Source organism: Cyanobium sp. Candia 9D4, from assembly GCF_024346155.1.
Lineage (GTDB): Bacteria > Cyanobacteriota > Cyanobacteriia > PCC-6307 > Cyanobiaceae > Cyanobium > Cyanobium minutissimum.
In genome coordinates this window covers 1-13,780 of the sequence record NZ_JAGQCK010000002.1, presented here as the reverse complement: position 1 = coordinate 13,780, position 13,780 = coordinate 1, and the positions used below count along the sequence as shown (strand labels likewise).

Below are 13,780 nucleotides of genomic sequence, written 5' to 3'. Positions count from 1 at the left end.
TCCGCCCGCCGGGCTCAGCCCAGGGCCTTGGCGGTGGCCACCACGTTGTCGACGGTGAAGCCGAACTTCTCCAGGCAGACGCCGCCGGGGGCGGAGGCACCGAAGCTGTCGATCGAGACGCTGGCGCCGTCGAAGCCGGTGTACTTGTGCCAGCCGAAGGAGCTGGAGGCCTCCACCACCACCCGCTTGCGCACGGCGGCGGGCAGCACCGACTCGCGGTAGGCGGCGTCCTGCTCCTCGAACAGCTCCACACAGGGCATCGACACCACCCGCACCGCCTTGCCTTCGGCGGTGAGCAGGGCGGCGGCCTTGACGCAGAGGTCGAGCTCGGTGCCGGTGCCGATCAGGATCAGGTCCGGGGTGCCGCTGCAGTCGTTGAGGATGTAGCCCCCCTTGGCCACCTTGTCGGCGGCGGAGTTGGCCTGGTTGACCATGGCCTGACGGCTCAGGGCCAGCACCGTGGGGCGCTTGCGGTTGGTGACGGCGACCTTGTAGGCCCCCACCGTCTCGTTGCCGTCGCCAGGGCGAATCACCAGCAGGTTGGGGATGGCGCGCAGGTTGGCGAGGGTCTCCACCGGCTGGTGGGTGGGGCCGTCTTCGCCGAGGCCGATCGAATCGTGGGTGAGCACGTAGATCACGCCCAGCTGGGAGAGGGCCGATAGGCGCATGGCGCCGATCATGTAGCCGGCGAACACCAGGAAGGTGCCGCCGTAGGGGATCAGGCCGCTGTTGTGGTAGGCGATGCCGTTGAGCACCGCCGCCATGGCGTGCTCCCGCACCCCGAAGTGGAGGTAGCGGCTGGCTTCATGGCCCTTCTGGAAGCTGGCCTCGCCCTTGATGTCGGTGAGGTTGGAGTGGGTGAGGTCGGCGGAGCCGCCGATCAGCTCGGGCAGGCTGGGGCCGAAGGCGTTGAGGGCGTTGTAGGAGTGCTGGCGGGTGGCCAGGCCCTTGTCCTCGGGGGTGAACACCGGCAGGGACGCATCCCAGCCCTCGGGCAGCTCACCGCGCAGCATCCGCTCGAATTCGGCCGCCTCGGCGGGGTAGCGGCTGCGGTAGGCGGCCAGGCTCTCGTTCCAGGAGGCTTCGGCGGCGGCACCGCGCTGGATGGCCTGGCGCCAGTGCACATAGGCGGGCTCGGGCACCTCGAAGGCGCCATAGCTCCACTCCAGCTGCTGGCGGGTGAGCTCGGCCTCCTCGGCCCCGAGGGCGGCCCCGTGCACGCCGGCGGTGTTGGCCTTGTTGGGGGAGCCGTAGCCGATGGTGGTGGTGACCTTGATCAGGCTGGGACGGTCGGTGACCGCCTTGGCCGCCTCGATTGCCCGGGTGATGGCCGCCACGTCGGTGTTGCCGTCCTCGACGTGCTGCACATGCCAGCCGTAGGCCTCGTAGCGCTTTAGCACGTCCTCGGTGAAGGACACGCCGGTGTTGCCGTCGATGGTGATGTGGTTGTCGTCGTAGAGGGCGATCAGCTTGCCCAGACCCAGGTGGCCGGCCAGGGAGGCAGCCTCGCTGGAGACGCCCTCCTGGTTGCAGCCGTCACCCATCAGCACGTAGGTGTAGTGGTCGACGATGGTGGCGTCGGGCTTGTTGAACTTGGCCGCCAGGTGGGCTTCGGCGATCGCCAGGCCCACGGCGTTGGAGATGCCCTGCCCCAGGGGCCCGGTGGTCACCTCAACGCCGGGGGTCTCGAAGGTTTCCGGGTGGCCGGGGGTGCGGGAGCCCCACTGGCGGAACTGCTTGATGTCCTCCAGGGTCACGCTGTCGTAGCCGGTGAGGTGCAGCAGCGCGTACAGCAGCATGCAGCCGTGGCCGGCCGAGAGCACGAAGCGGTCGCGGTTGAACCACTGCGGATTCTTGGGGTTGTGGCGCAGCACCTTGTCCCAGAGGGAGAAGGCCATCGGTGCGCAGCCCATCGGCAGGCCGGGGTGCCCCGAGTTGGACTTGTTGATCGCGTCGACCGCCAGGAAGCGGATGCTGTTGATGCAGAGCGTCTCTACGTGGCTATCGACCTGGGTGGTGGGGGCGGCGACCATGGCTTGACGGGGGAGTACGGGGAGGAGGAGAGGTGTTCCTGGGATGGGTGGCCCGGTGCGCTCTGGCGCGCCGGGTGGTCAGGTCATCCGGCGGAAGGCGAGGCAGACGTTGTGGCCGCCGAATCCGAAGGAGTTGGAAAGCACGACGTTGACGTTGTGTTCCCGGGCCTGGTTGGGCACCACATCCAGATCGCAGGCGGGATCGGGCGTGCTGTAGTTGATCGTAGGCGGTACCAGGTTGTGGGCCACCGCCAGCACCGCGGCGATGGCCTCGATGCCGCCGCTGCCGCCCAGCAGGTGGCCGGTCATCGACTTGGTGGAACTGACCGGGATGGTCATGGCGTGGGCCCCGAGCGCCGACTTGATGGCGGCGGTCTCGTTGCTGTCGTTGGCCTGGGTGCTGGTGCCGTGGGCATTGACGTAATCCACCGCCTCCGGCTCCAGCCGGGCATCGGCCAGGGCCAGGCGGATAGCCTCCGCCGCCCCCACGCCGCCGGGAGACGGGAGGGTGTAGTGGTACGCGTCGCAGGTCATGCCGTAGCCGACGATCTCTCCCAGCACCCGGGCTCCCCGGGCCGTGGCGTGCTCGAGGCTCTCGAGCACCAGCACGCCGGCCCCCTCGCCGATCACGAAGCCGTTGCGCTCGGCGTCGAAGGGGCGGCTCGCCGTGGCCGGATCATCGTTGCGGAACGACAGGGCCCGGGCGCTGGCGAAGCCGGCAACCCCCAGGGGGGTGATCGCCGACTCGGCGCCGCCGCAGACCATGGCGTCCGCCAGGCCCAGCTGGATCAGACGGAAGGCATCGCCGATGGCGTTGGAGCCGGCGGCGCAGGCCGTGGCCACGGCGCTGCTGGGCCCCCGGGCGCCGATGGCGATGGCCGCCAGCCCGGTGGCCATATTGGGAATCATCATCGGCACGCAGAACGGGCTGACCCGGTCGGGACCGCGGTCGGCCAGCACGTGGGCCTGGGTTTCCATCATCAGCAGCCCCCCCACGCCGGAGCCGATGGCGACCCCGATGCGCTGGGCGTTGCCGTCGTCGATGGTCAGGCCGGCATCGGCCACCGCCTGCTTGGCCGCAACCACCCCGAACTGGCAGAAGCGATCCCAGCGCTTCGACTCCTTCGGCTCCAGCCAGCCGGCCGTGTCGAAGTCCTTGACTTCGGCGGCGAAACGGCAGGCATGGCGGGAGGCATCGAACAGGGTGATCGGCGCCACCCCATTGCGGCCGCTGATCAGCCCCTCCCAGTAATCCGCGACGTTGTTGCCGATCGGTGTGACCGCGCCCAGGCCGGTGACGACGACGCGGCGGAGACCCTCCACCATGGACGCCTCAGGCCTGCTTCTCTTGGATGTATTTGACGGCGTCACCCACCGTGGTGATCCCTTCAGCCGACTCGTCGGGGATCTCGATGTCGAAGGCTTCCTCCAGGGCCATCACCAGCTCGACGGTGTCGAGGGAATCGGCTCCCAGGTCGTTCTGGAAATTGGATTCCGGCTTGACCTCGTCAGCCTCCACGCTGAGCTGTTCGGCAACGATCGACCGGACTTTCTCGAAGATCGCTTCCTGGGACATGGCTGCTGTGAGGGAGGCAGCATCCTACGGGTCGCCCCGTTCGGGCCCTTTCCGCGTATGAACAAGGGTGACGGCCGGCGGCCGCTGTCGCCCTGCGCCGGAACGGTGTGGGTACTTTGGGCACCTCGCCGTTCGTTCCCGGCCCTGGCATGTCCCACGCCGTCAAGATCTACGACACCTGCATCGGTTGCACCCAGTGCGTCCGTGCCTGCCCCCTCGACGTTCTCGAGATGGTTCCCTGGGACGGCTGCAAGGCCGGCCAGATCGCTTCCTCGCCCCGCACCGAAGACTGCGTCGGCTGCAAGCGCTGCGAAACCGCCTGCCCCACCGACTTCCTGAGCATCCGCGTCTACCTCGGCGACGAGACCAGCCGCTCCATGGGCCTGGCCTACTGAGCCCGGCGCTGTCGCATCCCTCCCATAAGCTCATGCCCGGCGCCTGCGCCGGGCTTTTTTTTGGCCTAACTCTCTATGTGCGGCATCGTTGCCCTGATCGGCTCGCGGGAGGCGGCCCCCCAGCTGCTGGAGGGCCTGCGCCAGCTGGAGTACCGCGGCTACGACTCCGCCGGCATCGCCACCGTTGACGGGGCCGGCCTGCACTGCCTCAAGGCCGAGGGCAAGCTGGTCAACCTGACGGCCCGCTTCGAGGAGCGGGGCGCCCCGGGCCAGTGCGGCATCGGCCACACCCGCTGGGCCACCCACGGCAAGCCGGAGGAGCGCAACGCCCATCCGCACCTCGATGGCTGCGGCCAGCTGGCCGTGGTCCAGAACGGCATCATCGAGAACCACCGCAGTCTCCGGGAGGAGCTGCAGGCCGAGGGGGTGGAATTCCGCTCCGACACCGACACCGAGGTGATCCCCCACCTGATCGCCCGCCGGCTGCGGCAGCGGCAGGCCGAGGGGGCCGGTGCCTCACCGGCGCTGCTGCTGGAGGCCCTGCAGCACGTGCTGCCCCTGCTGCACGGGGCCTATGCCCTGGCGGTGGTCTGGGCGGCGGTGCCCGGGGCCGTGGTGGTGGCCCGGCGCCAGGCGCCGCTGCTGATCGGCCTGGGGGAGGGGGAGTTCCTCTGCGCCAGCGACACTCCCGCCCTGGCCGGCTTCACCCGCACGATCCTGCCCATGGAGGACGGCGAGGTGGCCCTGCTCACGCCGCTGGGGATCGAGCTCTACGACGGGCAGGGAGCCCGGGTGCAGCGCAACCCGACGCTGCTGGTGGGCACCGAGCACGTGGCGGACAAGCGCAGCTTCCGCCACTTCATGCACAAGGAGATCCACGAGCAACCCGAAACGGTGGCCCTGTGGGTGGCCCGCCATCTGCCGGAGGGGGCCCTGGTGGCCCTGCCCCTCGACGAGTCCGTCTACGAGGGGGTGGAGCGGATCCAGATCCTCGCCTGCGGCACCAGCCGCCATGCGGCCCAGGTGGGGGCCCATCTGCTGGAGCAGCTGGCGGGGCTGCCCACGTCGGTGTTCTACGCCAGTGAGTTCCGCTATGCCCCGCCGCCGCTGGAGCCCCACACGCTCACCATCGGCGTCACCCAGTCCGGCGAGACGGCCGACACCCTCGCCGCCCTGGCGATGGAGCAGGACCGGCGCTTCCTGATCGCCGATCCGGCCTACGCCCCCCGGCTGCTGGGCATCACCAACCGCCCGGAGAGCTCCCTGGGCCGCCTGGTGCCCCACCTGCTCGACATCGGCGCCGGCATCGAGGTGGGGGTGGCCGCCACCAAGACCTTCCTCGGCCAGCTGCTGGCCTTCTACGGTCTGGCCCTGGCCTTCGCCGAACGTCGTGGCGGCACGGCCCATCCCCTCGGCGGCGGCCGCACCCCCGCCCAGCTGCGGGAGCTGGCGGAGCAGCTGCGTGCCCTGCCCGCCGTGCTGCAGCGGCTGGTCGACGACCATGACCGCTGCTGCGCCGAGCTGGCCCACCTGTTCGCCGACACCCAGGACGTGATCTTCCTGGGGCGGGGCATCAACTACCCGATCGCCATGGAGGGGGCCCTGAAGCTCAAGGAGATCAGCTACATCCACGCCGAGGGCTACCCGGCAGGGGAGATGAAGCACGGCCCGATCGCCCTGCTCGACTCCCGCGTTCCGGTGGTGTCGATCGCCGTGCCGGGCACCGTCTTCGAGAAGGTGCTCTCCAACGCCCAGGAGGCCAAGGCCCGCGACGCCCAGTTGATCGGCGTGGCACCCGCCTGCCCGGACACCGAACTGTTCGATGTGCTGCTGCCCCTGCCGGAGGTGGACGAGCTGCTCAGCCCCCTGCTGACGGTGATCCCGATGCAGCTGCTCAGCTATCACATCGCCGCCCACCGGGGCCTGGACGTCGATCAGCCGAGGAACCTCGCCAAGAGCGTCACTGTCGAGTGAGGGTGTGGCGCTGCGGAAAACCTTCGGTCGGCGAGCCGGCCTGGGCCGGCAACGCCGCCTCCGGTTCACCGCAGCGCCACACCCTCCCTGGGGAGCGGGGCGAGAGCCCTCTGCCGCAAGCTTGGATGAGGCCTGTTCCACCCCCCCCTCCACGAGCCCCTGCCGCGCTGAGGGCGCCGGCCGAAGGCGGCGTTGCCCGCTCCGCGGGCTCGCCCGCCGCAGGCCGGCGCCCTCAGCGCCACAGGCCGGTCTCCGGCCAGAGCTGGCCGAGTCGCAGGTCCAGGTCCCTGCTGACGAAGGGATCGCCGGCGTTGGGAGAGAAGGTGATCTCGTTCAGGTAGATCCGCCCGTCGTCCCCCACCATCAGGTCGACGCGGACCGAGCGGAACGGGCCGGCCACGGTGCGGGCCACCTCCAGGCAGCGCTGCTGCAGCGGTTCGCTGAGCTGGAAGTCCTTCAGCCGCCGTTCCTCTGGGTCCTGCTCGGCGAGGGGAACGAAGTGGCCGTCCAGCAGCAGCCGGCGGTTGGGTTGTCCCCGCTGCAGCGCCTTGGCGAAGACCGTGATCAGAGCCACCTCACCCCCGAGCACGTAGCAGAGCAGGGAGAGCGAGGGGGTGGTGGACGTGATCGATCGCTCGATCAGGAGGCGCCGGGGGAAGCAGTTGTACCACCACTCCCCCTGCTCGAGGCCGAAGCGGCGGTTCAGCCACTGCCGGCAGGTCGCCTCAAGGGCCTCACGCTGCCCGGCCTCCAGCGGGTAGCGGATCTGCTGGACCATGTCCGAGCCGTGGCTGGCCTTGAGGTAGTACGCACCCGGCGCCAGACGATCATTGGCGGGCAGCACGGGCTGGTCGTGGTGCCAGACCACCTCCGGCACGCCCACCTGGCCCGCCAGGGCCGGGGGCAGGAAGTTGCCCGTGAGCAGCTTGTTGCCGCTCTCGGGCACCTTGATGGGGGCGAAGAACTTGGCGTGGTTCACCTTCTCGGAATAGAAGCGGGGCCTCGCGAGATCGGGGTACCGGCCGCAGGCCCTCCGGTACGAGGCCAGGACGTTCTGCAGGGCCGCGATCAGATCCTGGCGGCTGTAGTGGTCGATGCCGCGGCGGTACCCGTCCGGTGGGGCCGTGGCGAAGGGGGATGGGGTCGCGCGCTCCATGGTCCGCAGCAGACGGCGGGCCAGGTGGCGGGTGATGGCGGCCGACAGGGCGCGTCTCAGCGGTCCCAGGGGCCCGTTCGCCCCCCAGAAGTGCCTGGACACCGTCCTCAAGGGCAGGGCAGAGGGGCGTCGCTGCGACCGTAACGGTCGTCGAAACGCACGATGTCGTCTTCCCCGAGATAGGGGCCGCTCTGCACCTCGATCAGCTCCATGGGGATCTTGCCGGGGTTGGTGAGGCGGTGCCGGGCGCCGAGGGGGATGTAGGTGCTCTGGTTCTCGCCCACCAGCTCCTCCACTCCGTCCTTCTCCACCACGGCGGTGCCCCGCACCACCACCCAGTGCTCGGCCCGGTGGTGGTGCATCTGCAGGGACAGGCTGGCGCCGGGCTTCACCGAGATCTTCTTGACCTGCCAGCGCTCCCCTTCCACCACCCCGTCGTAGTGGCCCCAGGGGCGGTAGATGCGGCGGTGGGCCCGGCTTTCCGGAGCCCCGTCCCGCTCCAGCCGGCCGACGATGCCTTTCACCTCCTGGGCCCGGTCGCGGTGGGCCACGAGCACCACGTCGTCGGTCTCCACCACCACCAGATCCTCGACCCCCAGCCCCACCACCAGGCGGTGCTCGCTGCGCAGGTAGCAGTTGCGGCTGCCCTCGCTGATCACCCGACCCCGCAGCACGTTCCCTTCCGGGTCCTGCTCCGAGGTCTCCCACAGGGCCCCCCAGCTGCCCACGTCGCTCCACTCGGCATCGAGGGGCAGCACCACGCCCCGGTCGGTCCGCTCCATCACCGCCACGTCGATGGCGATGCTGGGGCCGTTGGCGAAGGCCTCCCGCTCCAGCCGCAGGAACTCCAGGTCGGCGCTGTCATGCTCCAGGGCGGTGCGGCAGGCGCTCACCACCTCGGGCACGAAGCGATCCAGCTCCGCCAGGATGGCGGTGGCGCGGAACAGGAACATGCCGCTGTTCCAGGTGAAGCGGCCGGTGGCCAGGAAGGCCTCGGCGGTGGCCCGGTCGGGCTTCTCCACGAAGCGGGCGATCGGTACGGGTGTGGCGGCCAGGGGTTCGGCGGCCTCGATGTAGCCGTAGCCCGTCTCCGGGCTGGTGGGCATGATGCCGAAGCTGACCAGCTGGCCGGCGGTGGCGGCGGCCATGCCGGCGGCCACGGTGGCGCGGAAGTCCGCGGCCCGGCGGATGACGTGATCGGCCGCCAGGATCAGCAGCAGGGGGTCCTCACCCCGGGCGGTGGCCTGCAGGGCCGCCACCGCCACCGCCGGGGCAGTGTTGCGCCCCACCGGCTCCAGCAGGATCGCCGCCGGCTCCACGCCGATCTGGCGCATCTGCTCGGCCACGATGAAGCGATGGTCCTCGTTGCAGATCAGCAACGGCGGCGCCAGGTCCGGCAGCCCCTGGAGGCGCTGGTGGGTCTGCTGCAGGAGGGTGTCCTCGCTGTTGCCGGCCAGGGGCCAGTACTGCTTCGGATAGCTGGCCCGGGACAGGGGCCAGAGGCGGGTGCCGGTGCCGCCGCAGAGAATCACCGGGACCAGGGAGGGGGTAGCCATCGCGGCGGCAGCTGTCCCGCAGGACCATCAGACGGGCCTATTCAACCGGAGCCGGCCCCGGCCGTCAGCTTCGGGGTGCACCCCGGACGGTTTCAGAGGTCCAGAAGTCCGGGCGGCGGCGTCAGGCCGATCCAGCCCTCCGCCAGGTTCACCTCCGGCACGATCGCCTCCACGAAGGGGATCAGCAGCCGCCGGCCGCCGTCGCTGAGCTCCACCTCCAGCAGGTCGTTGCCCCCGTGGATCAGGTCGGTCACGGTGCCGATCGTCGCCTGGGGATCCTTGAGCAACCGCACCTGGAGTCCCACCAGATCGAGGAGGTGGAATTCCCCCGGCCCCAGGGTGGGCCGGTCGGCGGCCGACACCAGCAGGTGCTGCCCCACCAGGGCTTCGGCGGCGTTGCGATCGCCGATCCCCTCGAGGCGCAGCACGAACAGGGTTTTGCCCGGCACGGGCCTGCCGGCCAGCAGCCGCACCGGCCGGGGGGCGCCCCCGGGGGCCTGCAGCCAGCGGGGACCGGGCCGGGTGAACCTTTCGGGGAAGTCGCTCAGGGGCAGCAGGCGCACGTCGCCGCCCATGCCCTGGGCCGCCACCACCTTCCCCACGGCCATGAGCTCGCCCGGGTCGGCCCCTGGCCCCTCGTCGCTGGTGTCGGCCACGGCCTGATCGCTTCCGTCGCCGGGCATCATCGCGTCACGGCCCGGTGCGGTGCCCGCGGGCACCCGTCAGGGGCTCCACCGGGGCGCCCGGGCATCGATAATGACCCCACTTGATGGTCCCCCCAGGGGCATCCGCCATGGCCAGCAGCCCGATCCTGCCCGGTTCCACCGTGGTGGTGCGCGATCCCCGCTCCATCTACAACGGCTACCAGGGCTTCGTGCAGCGCATCAGCGGGGCGATGGCCGCCGTGCTGTTCGAGGGCGGCAACTGGGACAAGCTGGTGACCGTGCCCCTCAACACCCTGGAGCAGGCCTGAGGGCGAGGGCCGCCAGCGCCGCCCGGGCCGCCTGCTGCTCCGCCTCCCGGCGGGAGCGTCCCCGGCCCTCCCCGCTGAGATCGGCCACCTCCACCCGGCATTCGAAGCGTTCCGGGTCCCCATGCACCCGGGTGCGCTCCAGGCAGTGGTAGAGGGGCAGGCCTTTCCCCTGGCCCTGGCTCCACTCCTGCAGCACCGACTTCCAGTTGTGACGTGCCGGGTCGGCCAGCAGCTCGGCGGCGCTGCCCCGCCAGTGGGGGGCGAGCCAGCGCTGTACGGCCACCAGTCCACCCTGGGGACCGCCCCCCACCGTGTAGATGGCGCCCACCAGGGCCTCGGCGCATTCGGCCAGCACGGTGGAGCGGCCGGCCCGGTCGCCAGCGGCCATCGGCCCCATGAGCAGCACGGGCTCCAGGGCGATGCTGCGGGCCAGCTCGCTCAGCCAGCGGTCGGACACCAGCTGGGCCCGCAAAGCGGAGGTGTCGCCCACACCCAGGGCCGGGTGCTCCCGATGCAGGAACTCGGCGGCCGCCAGCCGCAGCACCGCGTCGCCGAGGAACTCCAGCCGGTCGTGGTGGCGGGGCAGGCCGGTGGAGCTGTGGGTGAGGGCCTCATCCAGGGTCTCGAGGGCCACCTCCGCGGCGGCCGGGTCCGACGGGATCAGGCCATCGGCGGCGCCGAAGCCGAGGCTCTCCAGAAAGGCCAGGAGTTGCTGGCGGCGCTGGGGAGTCATCGCGGGGCAAGAGGGGAAAGCAGGACGTAAGCCGGGTTCTGTTCTCCCCAGCCGGCGGCGGACCGCCGGTTGGGGGGGTGATCATCTGTCTGGGACCGCCGTCACCGGCGGCCTCGAGCGGCGCATGGGAATCGGGACGGGGAAGATGGCCAACCGCTGTCCCTGGGCCTTGCTCCCAGCCGGGGTTTACCGAGCCGGCACCTCTCGATGCCGCTGGTGCGCTCTTACCGCACCTTTGCACCCTTGCCTGTGCGCCGGGCAAGCCCGGGCCATCGGCGGTGTGTTTCTGTGGCACTGTCCTCACGGTCACCCGCACTGGGCGTTACCCAGCAGGCCTGGCCATTGGGGAGCCCGGACTTTCCTCAACCGGCCGCGGCGCCGGCCCGAAGGCCGCACCGCACCGATCGCGATCACCTCGCCTGCTTTCTTGGGTCACTGTAGGCAGCTGCCCCCTGGCCCTCACGGCAGGCGACCGCGGCGGCGGGGCATGTTGCCGAACAGCACGAGCGCCCGATCGAGCAGTCTGGGCCCACCCTCACGCCCCCAGGCGAAGGCCGCGAATCCTGCGGCGAACAGCAGCGACTTGACATTGTCGGTCGCCCCTTCGCTGATCCAGCTCTGCAGGCGCCCGGAGCTGGTCTGGTCCGTCTCGTGGGCGGGGGCATTGAAGCGGGAATCCGTCGCGGCAACGAAGCGTTCCATGAACGCGGGGAAGGGCTGGTCGAGCTTGGGGGTGAGGTTGTTGGGCTGGTTGAGATTGCCGAGCAAGTCGCGCTGCTCCTGCTCGTTGCTGCTGGCCTCCAGCTGCCTCTTGAACGTCTTCCAGGCGGCCAGGGTCAGGCCCTCCTCGCTCGATTCCTGCTGCAGCACCTACATTCCCGCTTCGAGCTGAACCAGTATCAGCACCAGGTAGGGAAACGCCGCTCAGGTGCAGCTTTCACACAACATCTTGACGTTGGCGTGAATGGGCTTGGGAGAGGTGGGCAAGGCGCCGGCCGTGCAGATCAGAAGCGTCCCGATGAGGATTGAGAAGCCCGCCGCCGTCAATCCGCCGGAGAGCTGCAGCTGCCAGGCCGGTTCCATCAGGCGCACCGGTAGGCAACTGAACACCAGCGTGACCAGACCCAAGCCGAGGCAGACAAGGCCGATGACAGAGAAAGGCTGGGCGGCCTCCTTTCTGGGGCGGCAACACAACTTGAGGGAGATACCGAAGGCGGCGGCAGCGCCCAAGACGGCCAAAGGGTCGGGGACGGACTCATCCGCGAACTGCTGGGTGACGGTGTCACTGAAGCCTGGGGTGAAGTTGTTGGGCAGGTTGTCGACGAACAGCCTCGAGATCAAGTCAGCCGAGGTGGGCTGTACCGCAGGGATCAAGGAGTGCGGATATCCGTCGAACCGATTGATGCCGCCGGCAGTGCAGGCGAAGCCGGTAGGGAAGACGATGACGGAACTTTTGATGGTGTCGCTGCCATAGCCGACAGCCTTGGAGGATCCTTCGATGCCAACGGGCCAGGCGTTCCCGGATGGAGGCTGGGTGTTGGCTTGGGCCGGCGGTCCTGCCTTCCGCTCTGGCAATGGGCACGGGGCGCCACGGCTTGCCATGCCGGCTCCCGGCACACGACATAATTGGCTTTATGGGGCTGTAGCTCAGCCGGATAGAGCGACGGTTTCCTAAACCGTAGGTCGTGGGTTCGAGTCCCGCCAGCCCCGTTCCCCGGCCAGGAAGCCGTACGGCGGGCCAGGGCCCGCCTAGATTTCCTTGAGAAACTCTTAAGGTCATGGCCCCCCGTCCCCTGCTCTCCCCCTGGCTGGCCACCCCCGTCGCCTTCCTTGCCGGTGCGGTCGTCGCCTCGGGTGTCGCCGTCGCCCAGCAGCCCAACATGCAGAACGCCCTCAATGCGCTGTTCAGCGCCCGGTCGTCCCTGCAGATGGCGGCTCCTAATAAAGGTGGCCACCGCGATCGGGCGATCACCCTGGTGAATCAGGCCATCGCCGAGGTGGAGGCGGGCATCGCCTACGCCGGCAACTGACGCTTCGCTGTCCCCGTAACGAGCGCTACCGCTGGTGGGCTTCCCAAAATGAACGCTCCCGCTAGCGTGGCCCCAGTCGTCAGCAGTGGATGACCCAGCTTCACGACCTGCGCCTGCGGTTGCTGGTGCAGCAGGAGAGCGAATCCATCGCCCACAGCCACCCCGATGACCTTGATCTTTCGGTGGTGCAGGCCCGCTGCCTCTGCTGGCTGGCCCTCCTGGCCGATGCCCACGAGGAGCAGGCCGGCGATGCCGAGCGTCGCGGCGATGTGGAGCAGGCCATGGGCTGGTTCGCCGATTCGATGCGCCTGCGCGATGTGATCCAGGTGGTCAGCTCGATCGAGATTCCCCTGCCGCTGCTCCAGGAGGACGGCGACCAGCCCGATCAGGACCCGATGGCCGCCTGAGCGGTTGCGCTCCTGCGCCGCTCTTTGCTCCGCTGCTCCCGGTCGGTGCCATGATGACCATTGAATGAAAGAAGGGACGCGGTGCCAGAAGAGCCCTGCCAATGTCCTGATTGCCAGCGGTTCTATCGGGAACACGACCGGCTGATCCGAGAAAATCCCAGCCTGCGTCAGCAGCAGGAGCTGAACTGGGCGGCGCTGCAGTCGTTCCGCACCCTTGCCGGCCGGGTGCTGGAGGAGCTCCAGAAGCAGCACGGCGACGGTGACGCCCCCCCCACCCCCGCAGCCCCGGACGCCGCCCCAGCCGAGGCCGGTGCCGAGGTGCCCGCGGAGCAGGAGGCGATTCAGCAGGCCATGGCCGACCTGGAGAACATCAACGCCCACCTCTTCTCCATCGAGGCCCTGATGGAGCGCATCTTCGATGTGCGGGTGCCTGAGCCCGTCGAGCAGACCTTCCGGGAGGTGGCCGGTGAGCTCGCCCCCGATCCCCTCAACGCCGACCGGCTGCGCCTCAACCGCCTGCTGCACCAAACACCCGACCTGCCCGATCACCGGGGCGGCTGAAGCCCCCCGGTCCGCCTCAGGCCACCCTCACGGCGCCGCCGGCAGGCGGCGGCCCTTGGCCGGAGCTTCATCGATCTCGCAGGTGATGGTCACGGGGAACTCCTCCGCCTGCCAGATCCGTTCGCAGTACTCCCGGATCGAGCGATCGGAGGAGAACAGGCCGCTGCGGGCGGTGTTCAGCAGCGACATCCGGTTCCAGCGGGGGCGGTCGCTCCAGGCGTCGCTCACGTCCTGCTGGGCCTTCAGGTAGGCAGCAAAGTCGGCCAGCACGAAGAAGGGGTCGCGGCCGGTGAGGTTCTCCAGCAGGGGACGGAACAGCTCCTTGTCACCGTTGCTGAAGTGGCCGCTCTCGATCAGGTGCAGGACCTCCGGCAGCTCCGGGGTGG

The 13,780-nt window shown here is 69.8% G+C and carries 16 protein-coding genes, 1 tRNA gene and 1 other RNA gene; 7 read left to right on the top strand and 11 right to left on the bottom strand.

The annotated features are described in order from the left end of the window. Positions 1 to 14: 14 nt before the first annotated feature. The 3 genes from tkt to acpP all read right to left on the bottom strand — a co-directional run bounded on the left by tkt (position 15) and on the right by acpP (position 3,609). Positions 15 to 2,033 carry a transketolase gene (tkt, locus tag KBZ08_RS04630; RefSeq protein ID WP_254971742.1) on the bottom strand — a complete coding sequence of 673 codons (2,019 nt, stop codon included), beginning with the start codon at positions 2,031 to 2,033 and terminating at the stop codon, positions 15 to 17. Positions 2,034 to 2,111: 78 nt separating this feature from the next. Beyond that, entirely contained in the window at positions 2,112 to 3,359 is a 1,248-nt protein-coding gene (gene fabF / locus KBZ08_RS04625) for a beta-ketoacyl-ACP synthase II (RefSeq protein WP_159817581.1), read from the bottom strand. Between the two features lie 7 nt (positions 3,360 to 3,366). Then, on the bottom strand, positions 3,367 to 3,609 hold the full coding sequence (gene acpP, locus KBZ08_RS04620; protein WP_035833476.1) for an acyl carrier protein: 243 nt from the start codon (positions 3,607 to 3,609) through the stop codon (positions 3,367 to 3,369). A gap of 149 nt (positions 3,610 to 3,758) precedes the next feature. Here acpP and psaC point away from each other — a divergent pair, with 149 nt between their 5' ends. Together psaC and glmS are read left to right on the top strand one after the other, a co-directional pair. Next, a complete protein-coding gene (psaC, locus tag KBZ08_RS04615) occupies positions 3,759 to 4,004 on the top strand; it encodes a photosystem I iron-sulfur center protein PsaC (RefSeq protein WP_007099573.1) in 246 nt (81 codons plus the stop codon). A 75-nt stretch (positions 4,005 to 4,079) separates the two neighbouring features. After that, on the top strand, positions 4,080 to 5,978 hold the full coding sequence (gene glmS, locus KBZ08_RS04610; protein ID WP_254971740.1) for a glutamine--fructose-6-phosphate transaminase (isomerizing): 1,899 nt from the start codon (positions 4,080 to 4,082) through the stop codon (positions 5,976 to 5,978). Between the two features lie 232 nt (positions 5,979 to 6,210). Here glmS and KBZ08_RS04605 read toward each other — a convergent pair whose 3' ends face one another. The 3 genes from KBZ08_RS04605 to rimM form a co-directional block, all read right to left on the bottom strand. Next, on the bottom strand, positions 6,211 to 7,245 hold the full coding sequence (locus KBZ08_RS04605; protein ID WP_261359179.1) for an ATP-grasp fold amidoligase family protein: 1,035 nt from the start codon (positions 7,243 to 7,245) through the stop codon (positions 6,211 to 6,213). Next, entirely contained in the window at positions 7,242 to 8,690 is a 1,449-nt protein-coding gene (locus tag KBZ08_RS04600) for a mannose-1-phosphate guanylyltransferase/mannose-6-phosphate isomerase (protein ID WP_254971739.1), read from the bottom strand. The genes KBZ08_RS04605 and KBZ08_RS04600 overlap by 4 nt, the downstream gene beginning before the upstream one ends. A gap of 92 nt (positions 8,691 to 8,782) precedes the next feature. Next, positions 8,783 to 9,298: a ribosome maturation factor RimM gene (rimM, locus tag KBZ08_RS04595; protein WP_254972340.1), complete on the bottom strand. Its 516-nt coding sequence runs from the start codon at positions 9,296 to 9,298 to the stop codon at positions 8,783 to 8,785. A 185-nt stretch (positions 9,299 to 9,483) separates the two neighbouring features. On the opposite strand from rimM, the gene KBZ08_RS04590 reads away from it, so the two are divergent. Beyond that, complete coding sequence (locus KBZ08_RS04590; protein WP_254971737.1) at positions 9,484 to 9,663, top strand: NAD(P)H dehydrogenase subunit NdhS; 180 nt, start codon at positions 9,484 to 9,486, stop codon at positions 9,661 to 9,663. Here KBZ08_RS04590 and rnc read toward each other — a convergent pair. From rnc to KBZ08_RS04570, 4 genes are all read right to left on the bottom strand, one after another. After that, the gene (rnc, locus tag KBZ08_RS04585; RefSeq protein ID WP_254971735.1) at positions 9,641 to 10,396 is read right to left on the bottom strand and encodes a ribonuclease III; all 756 of its coding nucleotides are present in this window, start codon (positions 10,394 to 10,396) and stop codon (positions 9,641 to 9,643) included. The genes KBZ08_RS04590 and rnc overlap by 23 nt on opposite strands. A gap of 11 nt (positions 10,397 to 10,407) precedes the next feature. After that, an RNA gene (rnpB, locus tag KBZ08_RS04580) (RNase P RNA component class A) lies at positions 10,408 to 10,823 on the bottom strand. Between the two features lie 32 nt (positions 10,824 to 10,855). Continuing rightward, complete coding sequence (locus KBZ08_RS04575) at positions 10,856 to 11,266, bottom strand: hypothetical protein (protein ID WP_254971734.1); 411 nt, start codon at positions 11,264 to 11,266, stop codon at positions 10,856 to 10,858. Positions 11,267 to 11,320: 54 nt separating this feature from the next. After that, complete coding sequence (locus KBZ08_RS04570) at positions 11,321 to 11,971, bottom strand: hypothetical protein (RefSeq protein ID WP_254971732.1); 651 nt, start codon at positions 11,969 to 11,971, stop codon at positions 11,321 to 11,323. Between the two features lie 61 nt (positions 11,972 to 12,032). Here KBZ08_RS04570 and KBZ08_RS04565 point away from each other — a divergent pair. The 4 genes from KBZ08_RS04565 (at position 12,033) to KBZ08_RS04550 (ending at position 13,394) form a co-directional block, all read left to right on the top strand. Further along, a tRNA-Arg gene (locus KBZ08_RS04565) sits at positions 12,033 to 12,106 on the top strand. Between the two features lie 68 nt (positions 12,107 to 12,174). Continuing rightward, entirely contained in the window at positions 12,175 to 12,426 is a 252-nt protein-coding gene (locus KBZ08_RS04560) for a hypothetical protein (protein ID WP_254971730.1), read from the top strand. Between the two features lie 89 nt (positions 12,427 to 12,515). Next, positions 12,516 to 12,833: a hypothetical protein gene (locus KBZ08_RS04555; RefSeq protein ID WP_015109731.1), complete on the top strand. Its 318-nt coding sequence runs from the start codon at positions 12,516 to 12,518 to the stop codon at positions 12,831 to 12,833. A gap of 81 nt (positions 12,834 to 12,914) precedes the next feature. Next, positions 12,915 to 13,394 carry a hypothetical protein gene (locus tag KBZ08_RS04550; RefSeq protein ID WP_106222937.1) on the top strand — a complete coding sequence of 160 codons (480 nt, stop codon included), beginning with the start codon at positions 12,915 to 12,917 and terminating at the stop codon, positions 13,392 to 13,394. A 27-nt stretch (positions 13,395 to 13,421) separates the two neighbouring features. Here the strand turns inward: KBZ08_RS04550 and KBZ08_RS04545 are convergent. Beyond that, the coding region (locus tag KBZ08_RS04545) for a glycogen/starch/alpha-glucan phosphorylase (RefSeq protein ID WP_254971726.1) at positions 13,422 to 13,780 on the bottom strand (359 nt) is incomplete at its 5' end.